Annotated in this window: 18 protein-coding genes and 1 other annotated feature; all 18 genes read right to left on the bottom strand. The window is 45.8% G+C overall.

The window, feature by feature from the left end; all coding sequences use genetic code 11:
- Window positions 1–50: 50 nt before the first annotated feature.
- Window positions 51–833, bottom strand: coding sequence for an ABC transporter ATP-binding protein (locus tag SRRS_RS00950; RefSeq protein ID WP_371365391.1), 783 nt, complete (start codon window positions 831–833; stop codon window positions 51–53).
- Between the two features lie 50 nt (window positions 834–883).
- Window positions 884–1,603 (bottom strand): energy transducer TonB, encoded by a 720-nt coding sequence (locus SRRS_RS00945; protein WP_371369687.1) that lies wholly within the window; start codon window positions 1,601–1,603, stop codon window positions 884–886.
- A gap of 5 nt (window positions 1,604–1,608) precedes the next feature.
- Window positions 1,609–2,004: an ExbD/TolR family protein gene (locus SRRS_RS00940; RefSeq protein WP_371365389.1), complete on the bottom strand. Its 396-nt coding sequence runs from the start codon at window positions 2,002–2,004 to the stop codon at window positions 1,609–1,611.
- Window positions 1,994–2,602, bottom strand: coding sequence for a MotA/TolQ/ExbB proton channel family protein (locus SRRS_RS00935; protein WP_371365387.1), 609 nt, complete (start codon window positions 2,600–2,602; stop codon window positions 1,994–1,996). Before SRRS_RS00935 ends, SRRS_RS00940 begins: the two co-directional genes overlap by 11 nt.
- Before the next feature lie 26 nt (window positions 2,603–2,628).
- The gene (gene tsaA, locus SRRS_RS00930) at window positions 2,629–3,447 is read right to left on the bottom strand and encodes a tRNA (N6-threonylcarbamoyladenosine(37)-N6)-methyltransferase TrmO (RefSeq protein WP_371365385.1); all 819 of its coding nucleotides are present in this window, start codon (window positions 3,445–3,447) and stop codon (window positions 2,629–2,631) included.
- A 162-nt stretch (window positions 3,448–3,609) separates the two neighbouring features.
- Window positions 3,610–4,701 (bottom strand): FecCD family ABC transporter permease, encoded by a 1,092-nt coding sequence (locus tag SRRS_RS00925; protein WP_371365384.1) that lies wholly within the window; start codon window positions 4,699–4,701, stop codon window positions 3,610–3,612.
- Between the two features lie 55 nt (window positions 4,702–4,756).
- Complete coding sequence (locus SRRS_RS00920) at window positions 4,757–5,356, bottom strand: FmdE family protein (RefSeq protein ID WP_371365382.1); 600 nt, start codon at window positions 5,354–5,356, stop codon at window positions 4,757–4,759.
- A gap of 76 nt (window positions 5,357–5,432) precedes the next feature.
- Window positions 5,433–6,554: a hypothetical protein gene (locus tag SRRS_RS00915; RefSeq protein ID WP_371365380.1), complete on the bottom strand. Its 1,122-nt coding sequence runs from the start codon at window positions 6,552–6,554 to the stop codon at window positions 5,433–5,435.
- Entirely contained in the window at window positions 6,551–7,636 is a 1,086-nt protein-coding gene (locus SRRS_RS00910; protein ID WP_371365378.1) for a radical SAM protein, read from the bottom strand. The genes SRRS_RS00915 and SRRS_RS00910 overlap by 4 nt, the downstream gene beginning before the upstream one ends.
- The gene (locus SRRS_RS00905) at window positions 7,605–8,711 is read right to left on the bottom strand and encodes an ABC transporter substrate-binding protein (protein WP_371365376.1); all 1,107 of its coding nucleotides are present in this window, start codon (window positions 8,709–8,711) and stop codon (window positions 7,605–7,607) included. The genes SRRS_RS00910 and SRRS_RS00905 overlap by 32 nt, the downstream gene beginning before the upstream one ends.
- Window positions 8,712–9,054: 343 nt before the next feature.
- The gene (locus tag SRRS_RS00900; RefSeq protein ID WP_371365374.1) at window positions 9,055–9,300 is read right to left on the bottom strand and encodes a hypothetical protein; all 246 of its coding nucleotides are present in this window, start codon (window positions 9,298–9,300) and stop codon (window positions 9,055–9,057) included.
- Between the two features lie 281 nt (window positions 9,301–9,581).
- A complete protein-coding gene (locus SRRS_RS00895) occupies window positions 9,582–10,472 on the bottom strand; it encodes a LysR family transcriptional regulator (RefSeq protein ID WP_371365372.1) in 891 nt (296 codons plus the stop codon).
- 221 nt (window positions 10,473–10,693) lie between these two features.
- Window positions 10,694–11,683: a threonine ammonia-lyase gene (gene ilvA / locus SRRS_RS00890; RefSeq protein WP_371365370.1), complete on the bottom strand. Its 990-nt coding sequence runs from the start codon at window positions 11,681–11,683 to the stop codon at window positions 10,694–10,696.
- Between the two features lie 53 nt (window positions 11,684–11,736).
- Window positions 11,737–12,004, bottom strand: a binding site (T-box leader).
- Window positions 12,005–12,121: 117 nt separating this feature from the next.
- Window positions 12,122–12,931: an EFR1 family ferrodoxin gene (locus SRRS_RS00885; RefSeq protein ID WP_371365368.1), complete on the bottom strand. Its 810-nt coding sequence runs from the start codon at window positions 12,929–12,931 to the stop codon at window positions 12,122–12,124.
- A gap of 82 nt (window positions 12,932–13,013) precedes the next feature.
- On the bottom strand, window positions 13,014–16,535 hold the full coding sequence (locus tag SRRS_RS00880; RefSeq protein WP_371365366.1) for a bifunctional glycogen debranching protein GlgX/4-alpha-glucanotransferase: 3,522 nt from the start codon (window positions 16,533–16,535) through the stop codon (window positions 13,014–13,016).
- An 18-nt stretch (window positions 16,536–16,553) separates the two neighbouring features.
- Window positions 16,554–18,995, bottom strand: coding sequence for a glycogen/starch/alpha-glucan phosphorylase (locus tag SRRS_RS00875; protein WP_371365364.1), 2,442 nt, complete (start codon window positions 18,993–18,995; stop codon window positions 16,554–16,556).
- A 52-nt stretch (window positions 18,996–19,047) separates the two neighbouring features.
- A complete protein-coding gene (gene glgA / locus SRRS_RS00870; protein WP_371365362.1) occupies window positions 19,048–20,484 on the bottom strand; it encodes a glycogen synthase GlgA in 1,437 nt (478 codons plus the stop codon).
- 2 nt (window positions 20,485–20,486) lie between these two features.
- Window positions 20,487–21,608, bottom strand: coding sequence for a glucose-1-phosphate adenylyltransferase subunit GlgD (glgD, locus tag SRRS_RS00865; RefSeq protein ID WP_371365360.1), 1,122 nt, complete (start codon window positions 21,606–21,608; stop codon window positions 20,487–20,489).
- Window positions 21,609–21,627: the final 19 nt, after the last annotated feature.

The raw sequence follows: 21,627 nt of genomic DNA, 5'->3' as shown, positions 1-21,627 counted from the left end.
GTTTTTATATTATCGGGCTAAACCCGTTATTTCCTCTTACCGCTACCGCCTTATGCCAATAACGGAATACAAACCTTCAATTTGTTTGCTACTCCGTCGTCAAGTTCAACGATCTTGACTCTTGTTGTATACAGGTCGCTTAAAATACTATCAGTTACAACCTCTTCCGGCGTACCCATTGCTGTAATCTTCCCGTTTTTCATAATCAAGACTTTATTGCACAATAAAAAAGCGTGATTGGGAAAATGCGAGGTCATAATAATGGAATACCCTTGTTTTGCTAATTTATCAATGACACGCAGTATTCGAACCTGATTGCCGTAATCAAGACTGGATGTCGGCTCGTCCATAATTAGTAATTCAGCACGCTGCGTCAGGGCACGGGCAATGAGTGTCAATTGCCGCTCACCGCCGCTGATATGACTAAAAAAACAGTCGGCCAAATGGGATATGCCCAGTTCTGAGAGTGCCGCTTCTGCCAGGTCATAATCTTTATCTGAGGGAACAGCGGTAAGTCCGACATGCGGCGTACGTCCCATAACAACAATATCCAGTACCCGATGAGGAAAGACTGTAGCAGTCGCCTGCGGCACGTACGCTAAATCGCCGGCCAGTTCTCTTGTCGGTATATCACCGATGTTGCGGCCTCTAATTTTAATACTGCCTGTCCGCACTATATTAATCCCCAGCAAACAACGCATCAAAGTCGTTTTACCAGCACCGTTCGGCCCCAAGAGGCAGACAACGTCCCCTTTATTGACAGAAAAGGAAACATCGGCAAGTAAATTACCGGATGCTGGATAGCAAAAACTGATATTCTCTACCGCAAGCAACGTTATCCCCTCCCTTTACTTGTATAATACCTAATAAAAATTTCTATCATTTATTTACTCAGATCAAAATTAATGGGTACATTTACCCGAGCTGACACAGGCTGGCCATCCCGGTAAGCAGGATTAAACCGCCACCGATATACGGCTGTTACTGCCGCCGCATCCAATGCATCATATCCGGAACTTTTGACTACACTGGCCTCGGCTACGCTTCCCGAAGCCGTTACCCTAATACTAACGAGTACAGCTCCCTCCCACTGATTCCGTCTGGCCACAGTAGGATATTCCGGCGGAGGTGCATAAGCTATAGACGGTCGCCGGTCAGGTTCACGCTCTGCGCCAGATGACCCAGCCGCAGCTGCACTGCCTGCCCCCTCACTTCCAGTACCACCTGCTCCTGCCGTCACACCATATCCACCGCTTATTGCTGCGACTGCACCTGGTTCGCCCCCGGATGCTACCGCAGCGGCAGGCATAACATCACCAGGAGTTGCAGCAGCACCCGGACTAACCGCAGGCAATGTGGCTCTCCCTTGAGCAGTATTAACTACGCTATTGTTTGGACGACCAGCCGGCACAACCGCCGCAGCCTGCGCCGTAGCCTGAGATTGAGGCACAGGCCTGGCAGGTGGCGTCATTTCGATTTCCATATATTCGATTTTAGGCTCCAAGGCTACTTCCCCGAGCAGCCCTTGACCCACACCTGTCCACACTGCAATATGGATGATAACGGCAAGGGAAAAGGCCGCCCACCAGCCGTCCAACCGCATACCCACTATCTTCCTTTCTCCTCGATAGCGATAGCCAGCTTCGTCACCCCGGCTTTATGGAGTTCGTCCATGACCTCCACTACCCGCCCATGACTGGCTTCTTTATCGGCCTGAATGGATACCGTTGGTTTTCCCATACTGCTTATCGCCGCTGCTATTTCCTCTTTTGCTACCGGCTGACCATTAACCGCAATCCGTCCATCCTTGGCTATTAACACTACAATTTGTTTTTCTGCCTGTTTTTCCGCAGACGCCTGGGGCAAATTCACAGCAAAACCAGGATAGACAGTAACAAACGCCGTAGTCATCATGAAAAAAATGACTAGCAGCATCATTACGTCGACCATCGGCGTCATATCCACATGTACCCCGATTTGGTGTCTCCTTGTTTTACCGGCCACTGCAAATTTCCCCTTTAGTAAGCAATGCCGCAAACTCTTTCACTCTGGTCTCCAACATACACAACCGCCGTGCTGACCAGTTGCGGTAATGGTTGTGGCAGATAATGCAAAAAATTGTGACAAACAAACCGGCAGCTGTGTTATATAGAGCTTCAGAAATGCCCTCGGCCAACAATTGCGGATTACCCGCCCCACTGAGCGCGGCAACGTGGAAGGTCTTAATCATCCCTAAAACCGTACCCAATAAACCAAGCAGTGGCGCAATGGTAGCAATTGTCGCCAATACATATAAATATTTCTCTAACCGTAAATTCTCTTTATCCAAAACTACTTCGGCGGCGACACCCATTTCACCAACTGCACCTGTAGAACATTCCTGCATAATAGCCCACAGCCTTGCCAGCGGTCCGTCGCTATCACCAAAAGGCCGGGTATTACCGGCAGCAACCGTTTGGCCCAGTCCTGGCATATATTTGGCGTCTTCCTGCTCTACCGAGCGGTAAAACCACCAGCGCTGAATTACAATTGTCATTGCCAGCAGCGAGCAAGCAATAATGATACAAAATACAATTCCGCCCTTTGCCACAATCTCATACATTCCAACCATCTCCTCAGGCTTTGCTACTAAAAATGCTCAATAATGAACAACTCTTTTTCCGGCAACTCCCTTGCTGCATGTAAATCAATATCCGGCCTTATTGTCAGCATAAGTTTCTGGTCTCCCTTAACCCACTGCACGGTTGCACGCTGGGTATTATTAAGATAAAAAAACCTATGAGGATTGGCGAGCCGTGCTCGGGTTAACCCCTGGAGAACATCGGCTAAGCACGCATCACCTTCTACCATTAGCGTTACGTCTGGTGACTGTAGTTTTCCAAAATGTGTCTCAACCAGCAGCGCCATCTTTACCGCCAGCTCCAACCCCAGGCATTGTTCGCCATGATGCGACAGCGCCTGCTTATAAAACTGCTCGCGGCGCGTTTGGTATTCGCGCGGCGGCAAATATGGAGTTGTCGGCGAAAAAATGATATCAGGCTCAAAGTATGGTTTTATATCCAGCACCAACGTACCATCCACCGCATCCAACCCCCGCACGTATAGCCGATCTTCTTCGATCTTTTCCAGTTTGACCAATGTCAAGGCTATAGGATTGGGCCTCGCGGCACTCCTTAGCCCGAACACTCCACGTTCCGGCAACCCCGGATCAACTTTGGACGGCACAACCCGCAGCACCGACCTGTTGGCTTGTCCAAACCAACTCAATACCCACAGATGGCTATGCTCGCCAATACGATACAAGCCAGGCTGAACCTCCGGCTTAATATGAATAACTGCCGATACCCCGCCAAGCGGAACCGCCATGGTACTCTGCCAGGGACTTTCAACATACCCTATCGGTCGTATTGTGCTATCATCGATGCCTGCTATTGTTAATTTAGTCATAACTACACTCTCCCCTTTGAATTACAAAAGCACCCGGCTACGACGAAGGCTTGTATAAGCCGCAACAGCACCCCTCCAGCTTTTGTCATAGGAATAATCCAATACAACGCGTCAAGACTTTGCAGACGGGTGGTGTGTTGGCAAAAGCGGAAGTCAAGCAGCTTACTCCCACCCACGTTTAGCCCTAGCCAGCAGAAAAACAAAGAAAGGCGCACCAATCAAGGACGTAAGAATACCAACCTGAATTTCCAGCGAGGCAATACTGCGGCTTAAATTATCCATGATCAACATAAATGTACCGCCCAAAACCATTGTTGCAGGCAGCAGTGTCGCAAAATTTGCCCCGAACAGCATCCGCGCCATATGGGGAATTAGCAAGCCGACCCACTGAATAATGCCACCCATACTGGTCGCAGCTGCTGCCAGCATTGTAGCACACGCTATTACCACAAGGCGTGTACGCCGGACATTAATGCCCAGCGTATGCGCTTCTTCTTTGCCAATACTTAGCACATTAATCTGCCAGCGCATAAAGTACAGTACTACCATGGGAAGGATTACCGGGATCAGCGCGTATAGCACATCCTGATCTTTCACCTTAGAAAGCCCGCCCATTAGCCAAAAACTAATCTCCGGCAGCGTGTTCATGGGATCAGCCAAATATTTCAACGCTGAAACCAGGGCCTGAAAAAAGGCCGAAACCACAATACCTGCCAACACCAACGATATTGTCGACTTATTGCCGAAATAAGAACTAATTATAACTGCACAAAAAACGGCAATTAAGCCAAAGACAAAGGCTGACGCCTCCACCCATATCCAGGACAAATGAAGAATCATCCCCAAAACCGCGCCGAAACCTGCCCCCCAGGAAGCTCCTAACAAAGATGGCGATACCAACGGGTTGCGAAACAAATTCTGATAAGCCAGCCCCGAGACCGACAATGCTCCACCCACTAATAAAGCGGCAACGATACGAGGTAAACGAATTTTTAACACAACCGTTTCCATAGTGTCAGTCCAATACTGGGACAGCGGCAATACCTTAGAGCAGAGAATAGCCAGTACTATATCTGGTGCAACCGGGTAACGTCCAATCAGAAAAGATCCAAAAAAGGCGATTACAAGTACGGCCAGCATGACCGATATCTTCAATAGCCCGCCACGCTTCTGCCGCGTCCGGCTGTCCCGGTTAATTTGTTCTGCCGGCATATTTATCTGTCTTGTCGTAACTAAGCCATCTCCTGTCTCCATTGTTCCTCCTAACTAACGCTTCTGAAAACTTCAGGTGACGCACATTGGCGCTATACTACCTGACAATAGTTACTGCGCAAGCTATGCAGGCAATTTTACCCTCACGCATCCTCGTCCACGGTTCCATTACTTGTTCACCACAAAACTCACAGCACGGCGAATGGAAAATGGGTTCTTTTTCTGGCAGAGTTACACTAACCGCTTCCACTTTTAACAGCTTTTCGTCCGGTTGTGTCAAAATCTCCCGTATCCGCGCTTCACGCTCACTCTTATAGCGGCGGTACTCCTCATCCGACACCCTGCCGCTCATTACTCTTCTCGTCAATGCGTCACTTTCCGGTGAATACTTATAGGGCAGTTGTATTACCCGTACAGCCTTGCCGCTTTTCCGGCAGCCCACCGTAAAAGCCTGTTTTCCGGTCGAATTTATATACAGTTTGCCTTTGCCAATAGTACAGCCAAGAACAATTTGGAAGGGATCAATTGTGCAGCGGTCACTCTCCGCAATTGTCACCAAGTCGCCCTCCTCCGGGTCCTGATACCCCAGAGCCTTGAGCGCCGCCTTGGCTAAACGGTAGCCGGTGGCCAAACCCGGACACACATGTCCGTGAAACTCCACAACCTTTTGCCAATCTTCTGAATATGTTAATTCCATATTTATCAACCTCTCTCCATTTGTATCTGTACCTAACCCGCAAACAGGTCTTCCTATTTCCCCAAATGATTGGGGACTAGCGATGAATTACCCCCAAACATCCCTGATTGGATAAATTCCTGGCAAAACATTCGATAGCAATATCAGTGCCTGTCACTGTATGCATAAACATGCTGCGATTGCCCACAGCAATACTCTTGCCGCCAAACCTTTCCCCGACCGTACCGGATGGCAGCGAAGTCAAATACCCCGAAAAAGGATATCCCTTATTTTCATCATCTTCTTGGTATGATTTATAGCCGGGGGGATACGCAAAAACTTGATGCTTGCCTGTGCTTATTGTCAAGTACTGGGCTTCCCCGTTTTCGTAAGTATACCAGCCTTTACTGTTACTACAGGGGGTATACGGCAAACGAAAATCTCTAATCCCCACTCCCTCAACCAAAATAAGTGCCACTTTTTTCCCCTGTAACAAAGCTTCAATACTGCTGCTGACATCGGCGATAGAACTTACCTTGCCCAGTTCTGCCGATACTGGAATAAAATAATTATGAGACGGTATCATAACCGGCCGCCGCAGTAATGTCGACCGAAAGCAACAGCCTTCTCTGGCTACTGCCAAGTATTCCGGCAAGTGCTCGGCATCAACAGGCTCATCACTAAATAAAGACATAAACTCTTCTTTTTTTACTAACCGTTCAATCCCCGCAATCTCCTGCAAATAACGCATATCTTGAGAGCTCATCCCATAAAGTCCGGCATATCGCGTCAACCAATGACTGGTAATCGCCAAGCCATCCAGCCTGCTCAAGTCTATATACTCATCAACCGGAATCATGTCACCTGTTCCCACAACCACCGGAAAGAATCCGGATTCCTTGCTAAACCGCTCGACTTCGGCAAAGACGGAATCAATAAGGTGTTCACGCTTAGCCTCTCCCGGGTGCTCAAAGCGAAATGAATAATATTGCTGCGCATAGATTAAAAAAGCAAAACTTGGGTCATATCGGTTAACTAAATCTAATGCCGTATCTGTCACCCATTGATTGCCTTGGTCGGCAATATCACCCGGAAAGGGGTGCTCTCTCAGTACAGCTTTTAGCATTTGGCTTTTGGGAGAATTGTCCTGCCGCTTGCGACCGGTTCTAAGATCGAATACATTTTGCCATTCTCTCGCATCAATAATTGCTAAGCTCATAGCTGTCCCCCTTGTGCATTCCACTCAACGCGATCGCCATACAACTTAATCTCATAACCACAGTCAGGACATGCTTTATCCCTGCAGTTATAGCGATCCAATCTATCGCCGCCGCAGCCCAGACTAAACCGTTCTATTACTGCCGTACCGCATCTTGGGCAAAGAGTGTTGACCCAGTCGGAACCAACAAAATTATGAAAATAAATATAAGGCAGCAACTCACGGCTTTTCTCCAAGGCAGCATTGATCGCCTCAATGTTGGGATACAGGGCTTCCTTCATTTTGTATTCTGGCAATAGACGAAAAACATGCCAGGGAATTTGCCGGTCAACGTCGGCCAGAAAAATTGCGATTTGATCCATTTCATGATCATTGACGGACTGAATTACCGGAGTTGTAACCTCAACATGGGTCAACGACGCCAGCTTGTCTATGTTGCGCAAAACAGGGTTAATATCAGGAATTCCTAAATATTCCCGGCAAAAGTCATTAGCCAGACCCTTTAAACTTACATTAACAAACGAAAATATCGAGGCCAAAAGTTCTGTTGCTTCTTCCGTGGTATACGCGTTAGTAAGACAGCCCATCGGAATTCCTGCCACCCGTGCCACCTTGGAGACTTCTACCAGCGAAGGCAACGAAACTGCCGGTTCATTAACATTAAATATGATATTATGGCACCCGCGTTTTACCGCCATCCGGACAAGCGCTTCCGGAGCAAACGCATACATTTTGTCCTGAAGTGCAGCCGGCTCTTCTTTGGCAACAAACGCATTAACGCAATACCGGCACGCCATGTTGCACCCGGTTGTACCAATAACCATACTTCTACTCCCCGGGTAAGCATGATAAAACGGCACCGATTCCACCCGCGAGATAGCATAGGTACACCACTTATGCGGAAAACGCTCTTTTATTGCCCCATTTTCCTCATGATACATGCGGCAAACACCGTAGTTATCATCTCCCAACTCACAATGCCATTCACAATAATTGCACTTCATGCCAACCCCTCTTTCTCCGTTTCCCCCGTAGATAAACAACAAAACTTTATCTCCGCTGCGTTCTATCTGCCAATTCATCTAACTCCTTTTCAGAAAGCTGGTAGTTATAAAATAGCGAATAAAACCGCTTAACCTCAGAACGAAACTCAAAAGGGTATACATCAGGGTACAGCAAATTCGCAACCCATCTGATGCCGATAAGACGACTTACCGCCGGTGGCCGGTCAAACCAGTTAAAGGGGCCTGTAGGAATTTCATAAACTCTTTTGTCTTGAACTGCCCGGATGTTCTGCCATGCCTTGTCACCCATGATCGCCGGAAAGCTGCTGCTCTCGCCGTCACGGAAGTAACCTATTAGTATAACCTCCGGATTCCAGGTCATCACTTGTTCCATTGACACCGGACTGCGGCCAATCATCCCCCGGCTCGGCAATCCCGGTTCAGCCACATTTACCCCGCCAACAAATTCAATAATCTCGGCATGCCACGACCCGCGCGGCTCAGTTTCCAAACCACTGCGCCCCTCGGCATAATAAACTGAAACCGGCTTACGATCAGCTAAAAGCGTTTTTTTCTCTTTTACCATGGTAAGAGTCTCCCGACAATATGCCGCAAGATCAACTACTCGCTTTTGACGATCCAAAACCTCGCCGGCAACCAGGTAGGTTTCTTCCATTTTGGTCATTTCTTTGTCCAGAAAAACTACCGGTATTTTGGTCAATTGCTGCAGTTCATCCGCATAATCCTTATTGGCCTGATTTATATCGCTTACCATCAGGATGATATCTGGCTTTAACTTCATAACTTCTTCAACATTGCCGGTAGAACCGCGAGAAATCCAGCCAAGTACCGGCAAATTACGATAGGCCGGTAAAATAAAGTCAGACTGGTCTGCGCCCATATGGTAACCCCATCCGGCCAAAAGCTCAGGATCAATCGTATAAATCAGCACGGCTTCTGCCGGCGAGACCGGATACACCTTCTTTATTTGCTGCGGTAATGTGACCTTACGGCCAGCCATGTCGGTAATAATCCTGCCGCCATTTGCCGTGACTGCCCCCTCGGGACGTAAGCTGGTTTGCTTACCGCATCCCGTTAAAACAACAAGCATCACAACGATAATCACTACCCGCACCACGTAAAACTTTTTCATATTTCCCTCCAAGAAAAAGTGTTTTACCATTTTTTCTTTCTTTTTATCCCGAAAATAGAATTTACCACAATCACTTAGTTTGAATTTTTTGTTTATTAAGATTTTTTATCTTAAATAAGTTGCTTTATGGGTAATAAGGAAAAATATCCTTGTTAAACATAATACTATCAAAACAAACACAAAGCAATAATATTTAGTTCATATAGTTTGTTTTTGTTCGTTTTTGTTAGTATTTGTTTGTTTTAACAAAAATCATAACTCAGCAAGCCTATTAATTCCTGTAAATTTGGATTAATTAATAAACCCCCTGCGTATTCCGCAGAGGGTTTATGAGATATGTTCATCATTTTCGATTTAATCCAAAAAACAGATCAAGTATACACCAAATTTCTTTCAAAAATGCAGCATTTAACTTTCCACAATTTAAAGAATCGTTAATGCCAAACATATCAGGTTGATTTCGTAATTCTTCCGCTCTTTTCGTCGCTGCGGCAAACTTAATTCGATGCAGGCTACAAATGTCGCCAAGTTCACTTTGTTGTGGCAATTTAATCTCCGGCCGGTTTTTCCGTATCACCCGCTCCCCCACGGTTTCCACCTCCTTGCAATTATTGACCTCATTTATCGACGTTCGTATTTAGTATAGTCACAAATTATATAAATTAAAAATATACTGTGTTTATATTTGTATAATTTATATTTATGAAACAGAAGATGTGTTGTTGCAAAGCCATTTTTTAAAACTGAAGAGCTATCATCATAATACCAATCGGTTTAAAAAAAAAGACTTCTCGATCATGAGAAGTCTTTTTTTGCCGGTTGATCCCAATTGAAGTCAGCAAAACCTTTACAGGATCCAACAAGAATAGTTTACTCCAAATTAAGATGTATGCTGGAAATAAAATCAATAAAAGCACGTGAAGCACTAGTAAGATATCTTTTCCTGTTCCAGGTTAAAAAAATAGGAGAAGTAATAGGTTCTTCCAAAGGAAGACTCTTAATAGCGGGGTATTTTCGGGCAATCGCATCAAATAAAAAAGTGATGCCAACTCCCATTTCTACCAGGTTGATGATGGTACCAATCTGACTGGAGGAAAAAATGATTCGTGGCGTAAAATGATGTTTTTGACATTCATTCATAACTATCTGGTAGTTATAGGTATCTTCTTTTAGCAAAATAAAGGGTTGGCCGCTTAACTTGGCAAAAGGTATGCTGGTAAAGCTATTTAGCGGATGGCTGTGAGGTAAACATACATGGAGCTGAGCCATAGTAATAGGCTGAGTTTCTAATACTAAGGACGAACTGGCTTTGGTGATAATGCCAATATCGATTTTTCCCTCTTCGAGTAATTTGGGAATAGATAACGAACCCGCTTCCACAGCGACGAGTTCGATCTCAGGATATTGCTCGCGGAATTTGGCAAAAATGTGCGGAAAAAGAAATACCCCGATCATTGGGGGAATACCTATCTTTATGGAACCCCCTTGGCAGGGCTTAAAATCCTTTACTTCATTAACCGAATCACCAATGCGCATGAGTATATCATTGACGCACCGAAAAAAAATACGACCTTCATCCGTCAGGGCGATTTGCCGCTGACTGCGGTCAAGGAGCTGAACGCCGAGTTCTTCTTCCAGCTTTTGAATAGCAATCGAAATAGAGGGCTGGGTAACATGCAGCTCAGCAGCCGCTTTGGAAATGCTGTTTAACTTGCAAACTGAATGAAAATATTCTAACTGACGTATTTCTATTTGTCTCAATCCCTTTATAGTTTTTAACTATCCTTATACAAATACAATATAATATTTATTAATATATTGTCAAATTGTTTTGAATAAAAAAGTATCCGTTCTTATTCCAGGTTGAAACTTTATACCGATTAAAAAAAGACACCCTTCTGCAGCTTCAATAGGCAGGAGGGTATCTTTATATAGACCACACAACGAATGGGAATTAAAAGCATATAATACGCGGAATTATGTTATAAATTAGTTACTTGCCTGTACTTGTCTTTTATAAGCATTGACAACAGCAGCGGATCTATATTACCGCCGCTGACTACCACTGCCACCTTCCGTTCCGGCAGGTTGATCTTATGTGCTAAAAGTGCGGCTACTCCAGCTGCTCCTGCCCCTTCGGTAATGATTTTACCTCTTTCCAACATAAATAATATTCCGGCGGTAATTTCTTCCTCATCTACCAGGACAAGCTCATCCACATATTTTTCCGTATAGCTAAAAGTAATATCTCCCGGCTGTTTTACGGCAATGCCGTCGGCAAGGGTACTGACGGAAGGCAGGCAGTGCGGCAAACCACAAGCCAGTGATTTCGCCATAGACGGCGCTCCCGCAGACTGTACGCCAATAACTTTTATTTTAGGGTTATGCTCTTTGGCAGCTACCGCCAAGCCGGCAATTAAACCACCCCCGCCGACCGGTGCGACAATGGCATCCACGTCATACATCTGAGACATAATCTCAAGCGCAATAGTACCTTGTCCGGCAATAATGGCTGGATCATCGAAGGCATGAATAAAGGTCAGATTCTTCTCCCTTTGCAGCTTTCGGGCATGTTGATAGGCTTCATCATAATTCTGGCCGTGTAATACTACTTGGGCACCGTAGGACTGAGTTGCCCGAACCTTGGCCACCGGTGCCTTTTCCGGCATAACCACAATAGCCGGTACACCTGAGGCTTTTGCTGCCCACGCTACCCCTTGCGCATGGTTACCAGCCGATGCTGAAATAACACCATATCCCATTTCCTCCGCAGTCAAACTAAATATCTTATTAACTGCTCCCCTAATTTTAAAAGACCCTGTCTTCTGCATATTCTCTAGTTTTAAATGAACATAACAATTAGTTATTTCACTCAATGTCCGGAACTGCTGCAGCGGAGTCTGGTGGACAAAGGGGGTAATTCGCTGTTTTGCCTCTTTTATCATTTGTAAGTTAAGATTATAGTCGCTCATAATTACCTCCTGAATAAAAATATATAAAAATAAAAACCTCCGTCCCCTTGATGCAAAGGGACGGAGGTTAATCCGCGATACCACCCTAATTATTGCAACCTATAAATAGCTGCAATCTCTCATAAAGTACGGAGCAAAGCTCGATACCCCAGCGCGATAACGGGCACTGTTTCCTTCTCACGAAGGCCCGGCGTGGCTTACTATTGTTCAGCCTGCAACTCACAGATGATTTTCGGTCATATTAAGCATTACTGGCTCACACCAAACCCAGCTCGCTGAAAATATCTATTTTATGCCTACTCTTCTGATCATCGTCTTTTATTCTGTATTATAATACATTGTATACAAAAAACCTATATTTTGTCAACTTTTTCCCGAAAAAGTGTAAATTGTTTTACTAAAATCATTTTGTTCTAACCTATGAATATCTTTGTGACATTAAATAAACAACTCCGGCTCTCGGCGAACGGAAAAATTAATTTCTAATTCTTCTTTATGCCATAGATAATCCCGATCATCATAATACTTTGCCTGAACAGGGCATTTTTTTATACACGCGCCGCATTTAATACAAATACCCGTTACAGTTGCTACGTCTTCATACATGATGGAACCCATCGGACATAATGATGCGCAACGTTTGCAATCTGTGCAGCTGCTGTTGGTTTTAGGCGTCACCTTTCTAATATCAGCAGGTTCGCCTTTTTCATTTTTAGGTATATAGTGCTTGCTATATGGTCTGCTGCCTTTTATAGCGACGTCCTTTGTTTGGTGCCGTCCGCGTATTTTTTTGCCAATTTGCTTAGCGAAATTTTTGACTATGACCATATCCTGTTCATCCGGACGGTCTTTTGCAAGACTCCTGGAAAAAGAATGCTCACCGATAAAAGCGCCGGCAGCAATCACCTTAAAACCGGTTTCTTCCAGAATATCCTGCAATTCTACCAGTGCATCATCATAGTTCCTATTGCCGTAAACAACCACAGCAACCGCAAGTGCACCATTACCGGTAATGCTTTTTAGGTAGTTTACCAGTACATTCGGAACTCGCCCTGCATAAACAGGGACCCCAGCTATGACAATATCCTCCGTATTGAAAGTCGGTGGCACTTTTCTTTTGTCCGGCAAAGTAAAGTCTATATTCAATCCGTCCTCATTGCCGGTATTCGCAGCAAGTTCTGTCCTTACACCTGTTACTACTTTTTTCGTTGTATCTGTGGCACTAAAGTACAGTGTATTAATTCGCATTATACTAAAACCCTCCCTTGAGACAGTGGTAATTATTTTACCTGTTCTCTATGGGAGGGCCGTATTCCTGTTACTTTACAGGCTATATCTTACAATTGCTGCGTCCACTGGCCTGCGTCCAACCTGTCAAACGCCCGGCAATATCAGCCGTAAGCATTCCTGGTGCCAGCCGCCAATTCCAGTTGCCGCCGACGGTACCGGGAGTATTCATCCGGGCCGTCGACTCCAGTCCCAGAATATCCTGCAACGGCAGGATAACCGTTTGTGCCTGGCTCTGGTACGTCAGCCTAATAAGTAATTCACATACCCCGGTATCACTCCGGTTATACCCCGGTTCCCACCGTTCCAGGTACTCCACCACAAGATGTTTTAACCAGGGCTCAGTTTTATCAAGCTTTTGCCACCAGCCCCGCAGAGTGTCATTGTCGTGCGTCCCTGTATAGGCAATGGTACTATAGCCAGTGTTATGCGGGAATAATGGTGCCGACCGGCCATCACCAAAACTAAACTGCAATACTTTCATCCCCGGATAACTAAACTTATGTTTCAACCTGTTAACGGCAGGAGTAATTACCCCCAAATCCTCAGCCACCAACGGCAGTTTGCCGAGATACTTTTCTAAAACGGTAAAAAAATTGGCTGCCGGCCCGGCTACCCAACGGCCGTTGACGGCCGTCGGTTCACCGGCCGGAATTTCCCAGTAGGCTTCAAAGCCCCGGAAATGATCAATACGAATAGCATCGACCAATGTAAGCAAGACTTCAATGCGGCACCGCCACCAATAGTAATCGTCTTCCGCCATGGCTTCCCAGTTATATAGCGGATTGCCCCACAACTGCCCGGTCTCACTGAAGTAATCTGGCGGTACACCGGCCACCTTAGCCGGGCTGCCGGTTTGGTCCAGTTCAAACAAACCAGGATTTGCCCAGACATCAGCACTGTCATGAGCAATGAACAACGGTAAGTCCCCGATTAACTGGATAGAATTCCTGTTAGCATAGGTTTTGAGCTCACTCCATTGTGACCAAAAAGCAAACTGCAAGAAGGTTTGATAAGCAATTTCCGCTTCCAGCTCCTGCCGGTAAAAGTCCATAGCCTCAGGCTGACGCAGGCTGATGTCCCTGTCCCATTCATTCCAGGGCAAGTTGCGGAAATGTTTCTTGAGTGCAATAAACAACGTATAATCAGGCAGCCATTCTGCTGTCGTTTCTAAAAAATGCCGGTACCTGTCATCCGCTTCCCGCACCTGAAAGCCGACATAAGCTTGACGAAGCACCTTTTCTTTTAACAATTTAACCTTAGGAAAATCAATCATGCCTGGATTGGAGTCAGCAAATTCGTTCACAGATAATTGACTTTCCGCCAGCCAGCCGGCCTCTACCAGTTTTTCCGGTGATATTAACAGTGGATTACCGGCAAACGCCGACAAACATTGGTACGGCGATTCACCAAAGCCAACCGGGTTCAAAGGCAGAAACTGCCAGTAGTGCTGGCCGCTGTTTGCTAAAAAATCGACAAATTTATAAGCCTCTGATCCCAAATCACCAATGCCGAAGGGTGATGGCAACGAAGTGGGATGCAGCAAAACGCCACTTGCACGGGTACATTCTTCAGCCTTTGGCAAGGCGTCGGCCAACAGCAACCGGCCAGTTAGCGGCGGCAGGGTAATACTAAGACGGCCGTCGTCAGGCACTCCGATTTGTTCTCCTGTCAGCACATCGGTAACATAGTCCTGGTCTGCGAACCATCTTGCCGTATCGATTGTGACCGTAGCCGATGTATGGCGGCTGCGATTTAAGATAACAGCAGCCGTATTATCGGCGGCTAACTCACCGAAGACATCCCTGCCGCCCTGAATCCGGCGCACATAACTGTATAAATCGCCTTCGGCGGCAAGCAGCAGCCACTCACCTGTCCCCAGCACGGGATAACTGTTGCGCAACCCGACAAGTTGTTTATACCAAGCCATTAAGCTGGTGTCTTCCTTCCCCCAGGGATAGGTGCGGCGGTTCAAAGGATCGCTATAGCCTTCCACACCGGCTTCATCGCCATAGTAGATACAAGGGGTGCCCGGAAAAGTCATTTGCCAGAGAACCGCGAGCTTCAGCCGCGCCATTCCCAAGGCGCGCTGCTCGGGTGTTAACTTATATTTATAGGCACTGAGAGGGCTGTGAGACTGCTCCGGGGCCGCCTCAGCCAATAGCGTCAAAATACGCGGCACATCATGACTACCAATAATATTAAGGCTGGCGTAAAAATTCTCTCTCGGATAGTTTTCATAGAGGCTGAACAAATCTCTGTGCACTGCCTGCGCTTCCCGCCAACCTAACATATAATCAAGCACCAATTTGCGAAACGGGTAGTTCATTACAGAATCCAGCTCGGTACCGTTGAAGTACTGGCGAAGATATCCGTAAGCAACCTTGTGCGAAGCATCTTCCCATACTTCACCAATTAAAACAGCTTCCGAGTCATGCTCTTTCAGCGTCTTATAAAACTTTTTCAAAAACGATTCCGGCAGTTCATCGGCAACATCCAGCCGCCACCCTTTCACGCCGGCCTTACACCAATGGTTGAGCACACTGTCAGGCCCGTCGATAATAAAATGCTGATAGGAAGGGGCTTCTTCATTGACGTTGGGTAATGTGCCAACGCCCCACCATGATTCGTATTTTTCAGGATAATCGGTAAACTTGTACCAGGAGTAATATGGTGATTCCTTTGATTGATAAGCCCCTACCTCGGGGTAGGTTCCTTCGGCATTAAAATAAATGCTGTCGCTGCCGGTATGGCTGAATACACCGTCTAAAATAATGGCAATACCAAGCTCGCTTGCTTTGGAACAAAGCTCGGCAAACACCTCATTATTGCCAAACATCGGGTCAATTGTCTTATAGTCGGCAGTATCATACTTATGATTAGACGGTGATGAAAAAATCGGGTTAAAATAAATAGCCGTAATTCCCAATTCAACTAAATAGGGCAGCTTGGCGATTACCCCTGCCAAATTACCGCCAAAAAAATCATAGGCAATGATTGCGCCTGTATTCATTTCGCGAGTATAGACGGGAGTATCCTGCCAATGAGCATGCAATAGGCTGCCCGGAGGCGGATTAAGAATTTCACCGTCAGGCATGCCGTTATAAAAGCGGTCAACAAAAATTTGATAAACAACGGCATGTTTAAGCCAATTAGGGGTAACGGCTCCCGAAAGGTAAGTGCTGATTTGATAGGACGGAGGGGGATAATCCTGGATTTGGCCTAGGCCGCCTTTTTCATCCTGGTTATTGCCATAATAAAAAATTTTCCCTCCCCTGTTAACAATAAAGTAGTACCAAAGTACTCCCGGGGTATCTGGCGTAGTGATGACCGCCTGGTATAGGTGCTGACCATATGATGCCTCAATATGATGCATGTTTATCAAGGTCTCGCCAATACCATCCTGCCATAATCTTAGCCGTACCTCAGTGACTGGCGTAAGTCCCTGGTGCTGCGGAGCAGCAATCATTAATCTAAGTTTTATTTCGCTGTGACAAGAAGCAGCTCCAAAAGGGCTGCGAAAATCTTTATTATGGGAGTCATGCAGTATCCATTGCTGATTCATGCCAAGTCACCTCTAGTATTAAACTTCCCTAATTACTACCGGTTTAATCCTCCAAATCCCGATAGCGTATTCCGAGACTGTCCGGTCACTGGAGAACCGGCCGGAAAAAGCAATATTATTTATCGCCATCGCCTGCCAGTGGGCTGAGTCACGATAGAGACTATTTATTTTTTCCTGGGCTTCCGCATAGGCGGCAAAATCCTTCAATACAAAAAACTCGTCATTTGCCCGAATGAGTGAATGATGAATACAATTAAATTCATCCGGGCTGACAGGTAAGAAACCATTGGTAAGTTGGTCAACAACCAGTCGTAAGTGTGGATTGTTATGATACACGTCAAGCACATTGTACCCGCCGTATTTGTAGTAGTTTAATACTTCCTCAGCGGTTAAACCAAAAATAACGATGTTGTCATTACCCACTTCATCACAAATCTCAATATTGGCGCCGTCTAAGGTCCCAATGGTTATAGCCCCGTTCATCATAAATTTCATATTGCCGGTTCCCGAAGCTTCCCTGCTGGCAGTTGATATTTGCTCACTGACATCAGCTGCCGGAATAATTAGTTCAGCCAAGGATACACTGTAGTTTTCCAAAAAAACAACTTTAATCTTACCACCGACATCCGGGTCATTGTTAATAACCTGAGCCAAGGTGTTGATAAACTTGATAATGTGTTTCGCCAGATAATAGCCTGTAGCTGATTTGCCGGCAAAAATAAAGGTGCGCGGCTCAATGTCCAGGCCGGGACTTGCCTTTAGCCGGTTATAAAGATCCAATATATGCAGTGCATTTAATGTCTGCCGCTTATAGGCATGAATGCGTTTGACCTGCACGTCAAAAATGGAATGCGGATCGACGACAATCCCCATCTTCTCTTGAATAAACTGCGCCAGCCGGTTTTTATTGGCCTGTTTAACAGCCTTAATGCGATCCTGAAGCTCCGCATCATGGGCATACCGGTGAAGACTGGCAAGTTCGTAAGGATGAGCCAGCCAGCTTGAACCAATGGCCTCGGTAATAATACCGGCCAAAGCCGAATTGGCTTTAGCCAGCCAGCGGCGGTGAGTAACACCATTGGTTTTGTTGTTAAAACGATACGGATAAACCTGGTAAAAGTTACTCATAACCTCTTTTTTCAGGATATTACTATGCACTTCAGCCACACCGTTAATACTGTGGCTGCCAACAACCGCCAAATGCGCCATATGCACATACCCGTCGGCAATTATGGCCATAGCCCGGATTTTATCCCAGTCGCCAGGATATTTTTCCCATAAAACAGCACAAAACCGTTCATTTATCTCGCGAATAATCATATACATGCGCGGCAACAGCCGCTCTACCATTTCGATAGGCCACTTTTCCAGCGCCTCAGGCAAGATAGTATGATTGGTGTAGGAAATAGTCTGTCTGGTAGTATTCCAGGCATCTTCCCAGCTTAACCCCTCTTCATCCATCAAAATACGCATAAGCTCCGGTACTGCCAAAGCCGGATGGGTATCGTTGATATGGATAGCGATCTTTTTATGAATTTTGGCCAAATCATCAGGGGTTGCCCCATGAGTTCTTTTATATCGCCTAATAATACTCTGCAGCCCTGCTGAAACAAAGAAATACTGTTGCTTAAGCCGCAACGTTTTGCCTTCCGGATAGTTATCATCAGGATAGAGAATCTGCGAAGTAGCCTCAAGGGAATATTTCTTTTCAACGGCTTTTAAAAAATCCCCTTTGCTAAAGGAGGGAAAATCAAAGTGATTGGTTTCAGCACTCCAAAGGCGTAACGTATTAACCGTATTACAGTTAGCACCAACAATAGGCACATCATAAGGTATCGCAACTACCGGCTCGTAGTTTTCATGAAAAACGACATAGCGCCCGCCCTGGTCCTCTAACCGAACATGACCACCAAACTTTACGGTAACCGCGCGATCGGCTTTGCGGACCTCCCATACATATCCGTCCCGCAACCAATTGTCAGGCAGCTCAATTTGATAACCATCAACAATTTTTTGCTCAAACATGCCATGACGGTAACGAATACCGCAACCATGTCCAGGCAGCTGCAAAGAAGCTATAGAATCGAGAAAACAAGCCGCCAGACGTCCCAATCCGCCGTTTCCCAAACCGGCATCATGCTCGACTGCCTCAAGCTCGTTCAAATCAATACCAAGTTCTTTAAGCCCTTCACTGCAAAACTCAGTTAACCCGAGATTGTACAAGTTGCTGCCTAACAACCGCCCCAATAAAAATTCCATAGAGAAATAATAAACTTGTTTTTCTTTACTCACGCGATATTGTCTGTTGGACTGATACCAGAGCTTGCTGATTTCTTCTTTAATCATTGTACTTAAGGCAACATATTTATCGGCGATAGATGACTCGTCAAGGCTTTGTCCGAACAGGGTCTGCAGTTTGTTAATAAAGGCCTCTTTAAATTCTTGCTTGGATTTAAGCATAACCTTCATCCCCTCCACTCTAAACACCATTCACAGTCCCCGCTCTTCCCCACTATCTGGCAGTTAGGGTTTCATACAACCGCCTATATTCATTTGCTGAACTTTGCCAGCTGTTATCAGAGCGCATTGCATTCCTGACAAGCTTTGCCCACTGCGTCTTATCCGGATACAAGGCCAACGCGTCTTCAATTACACTAAGCATTTCGTGTGCATTATAACTGACAAAACTAAAACCATTACCTTCCCCGGTCGCAGTATTAAACGGCGTAATGGTATCTTTTAATCCGCCAACCTCCCGGACAATGGGAATACTGCCATACCGAAGGGCAATCAGTTGGCCGATACCGCAAGGTTCGAACCGTGAAGGCATCAGGAACATGTCAGAACCGGCATAAATTCTATGCGCCAGACTATCGGAAAAGGTAATATTGGCCGATACCTTATCCGGATGGCGCCTAGCAGCCTCTTGGAACAAACTCTCAAACCGTGCTTCGCCTGTACCCAGCACAACCAACTGCACATCCCGTGCCAACAGTTCTTCCATAACATGCGCAACTAAATCAAGCCCCTTTGAATCTACCAGCCGCGACACAATTCCAATCAGCGGTGTTGTCCTACTTTCCGGTAAACCCAGTTCGGCTTGCAGCCTGAGTTTATTGCCAAGTCGTTTTGTTGTTCCCCGCCAAGTGTAGTTGGTATAAATAGTGGGATCATCGGCCGGGTTGTAAATATCGCAATCAATACCGTTGATAATCCCATAAATATCTCCTTGACGTTTAGTTAAAAAGCCGTCAAGCTTTTCGCCGAAATAGGGTTGCTGAATTTCAGAAGCATAGGACTTACTCACCGTAGTAATAACATCACTAAAGGCCAGCCCGGCTTTGAGATAATTCACCTGCCCAAAAAACTCCAGGCCGTCAGCGTTAAAAACCGTGGCCGGCAGCCCGAGTAAATCACCGAGAATATCTGCGGGGAATACACCTTGATACATTAAATTATGAACTGTAAATACTGTTTTTATGGCCGAGTACTCATTGCGGACAAGGTATTGCTGTTTGAGCATAGCGGCCAGTGGACCGGTTTGCCAGTCGTGACAGTGAATTATGTCCGGCATAAAGCCGAGCTGAGGCAAAATTTTGAGTACAGCCCGGCATAAGAAAGCAAACCTTTCGGCCTCATCATAATGACCGTACAAGGTACCCCGTTTGAAATAATATTCGTTATCAATAAAATACCAAGTTATATCCTGGTATTTGAGTTCAAGTAAACCGGAGTGCTGACGGCGCCAGCCAACAGGTACGGTAACAGCCGCTTGGGGCACCATTTGATTGACATACTCGGCAGGAATTGAACTGTATTTCGGTATAATTACCCGAACATCAATTGACTGCTTCTTAAGCTCTTTAGGCAGCGAGCCGATGACATCGCCTAAACCACCGGTCTTCGCAAAAGGTGCCGCCTCGGAAGCCACAAATAGTACTTTCAGCATAATTAAATCACCGTTCCCTTCTCAATCACAATCGGGTGATTTAACTCGCCTTTAAGCTTCCTGCCTGCCGAAATTTTTACATCTTTATCGCAAATAACATTTTCTAAAACAACCCCTGGGCCGATTTCGCCTTTTTGCATAATAATACTGTTAATAACCCGAGCATCTTTATGTACTCTGACACCGCGGAACAATATACTGTTCTCGACCTTACCGGCGATTACCGAGCCATTGGCAACCAACGAATTCCGTACGTTGGAATCATGCTGGTACTTAGCCGGTGCCTCATCTTTGACTTTTGTATATATAGAGCCATTGGCAAAAAAGAGTTCCTGCCACTTTTCAGGACGAAGAAGTTCCATACTTTGATTAAAGTAGTTTTGCACTGAATCAACCCGTGCCAAATATCCGGTAAATGGATAGCCATAAATTTTAAGCTCTTTTAAATTCTTCATAAAACAATCGCGAGCAATATTTGTGCCCCCCCGTGACATGCTGCTATCAATCAAATCCACCAGCAGTTGGCGATCCAGCAAATACATTTCCAGCGATAATTTATTGCTGCGGGGATTAACAGGGCATATTTCCATATCAATAATACGGCCAGCTTGGTCTGTTTCCAGCATGGTAGCACCGGCTAGCCGTTTAACTGCGGCCGCGGTATATTCTTTATACAATACCGTTATATCAGCCTGTTTTTCCAAATGAAGCTTAAAAACATCCTGAAAATTAATATTGCAGACAGCCCGGCTGCCTGCCAACAATACATAGGGTTGACGGCTGCTGCGGATATAGTCCAGGTTACTGAAAAAGTCAGCCAAATCATCAGGAAAAGCTCCTTGCACTGTTCCGGACTGTAAAGAAGGCAGCAGAAACAACCCGTCTCTTTTTCTTGCCAAATCCCATTCTTTGCCCGAACGAATATGATCCATCAAGGAACGGGAGTTACCGGCAGACAGGATTCCCACATTGGTTATACCGGAGTTAATAAAATTAGATAAAACAAAATCAATCAGCCGGTACCTGCCGGCGAAAGGAATTGCGGCTACCGGACGGTATCTGGTTATCTCCCGGAGCAAGTCATGACTTTCATGTAAATTAATTAGTCCCATTATATTCTTCAATAAACTTCCTCCCCCTCAA

The organism is Sporomusa rhizae, assembly GCF_041428845.1.
Taxonomy (GTDB): Bacteria; Bacillota; Negativicutes; order Sporomusales; family Sporomusaceae; genus Sporomusa; species Sporomusa rhizae.
This window is presented reverse-complemented; position numbering and strand designations above follow the sequence as displayed.

Coding starts and splice junctions, on each gene's coding strand:
- SRRS_RS00875 (WP_371365364.1), bottom strand. CDS start 18,995: ATGCTTAAATCCAAGCAAGAATTTAAAGAGGCCTTTATTAACAAACTG.
- tsaA (WP_371365385.1), bottom strand. CDS start 3,447: ATGACTAAATTAACAATAGCAGGCATCGATGATAGCACAATACGACCG.
- SRRS_RS00945 (WP_371369687.1), bottom strand. CDS start 1,603: ATGCGGTTGGACGGCTGGTGGGCGGCCTTTTCCCTTGCCGTTATCATC.
- ilvA (WP_371365370.1), bottom strand. CDS start 11,683: ATGAGCGACTATAATCTTAACTTACAAATGATAAAAGAGGCAAAACAG.
- SRRS_RS00925 (WP_371365384.1), bottom strand. CDS start 4,701: ATGGAGACAGGAGATGGCTTAGTTACGACAAGACAGATAAATATGCCG.
- SRRS_RS00915 (WP_371365380.1), bottom strand. CDS start 6,554: ATGAGCTTAGCAATTATTGATGCGAGAGAATGGCAAAATGTATTCGAT.
- SRRS_RS00880 (WP_371365366.1), bottom strand. CDS start 16,535: ATGAATCAGCAATGGATACTGCATGACTCCCATAATAAAGATTTTCGC.
- SRRS_RS00910 (WP_371365378.1), bottom strand. CDS start 7,636: ATGAATTGGCAGATAGAACGCAGCGGAGATAAAGTTTTGTTGTTTATC.
- SRRS_RS00935 (WP_371365387.1), bottom strand. CDS start 2,602: ATGTATGAGATTGTGGCAAAGGGCGGAATTGTATTTTGTATCATTATT.
- glgA (WP_371365362.1), bottom strand. CDS start 20,484: ATGCTGAAAGTACTATTTGTGGCTTCCGAGGCGGCACCTTTTGCGAAG.
- SRRS_RS00905 (WP_371365376.1), bottom strand. CDS start 8,711: ATGAAAAAGTTTTACGTGGTGCGGGTAGTGATTATCGTTGTGATGCTT.
- SRRS_RS00920 (WP_371365382.1), bottom strand. CDS start 5,356: ATGGAATTAACATATTCAGAAGATTGGCAAAAGGTTGTGGAGTTTCAC.
- SRRS_RS00885 (WP_371365368.1), bottom strand. CDS start 12,931: ATGCGAATTAATACACTGTACTTTAGTGCCACAGATACAACGAAAAAA.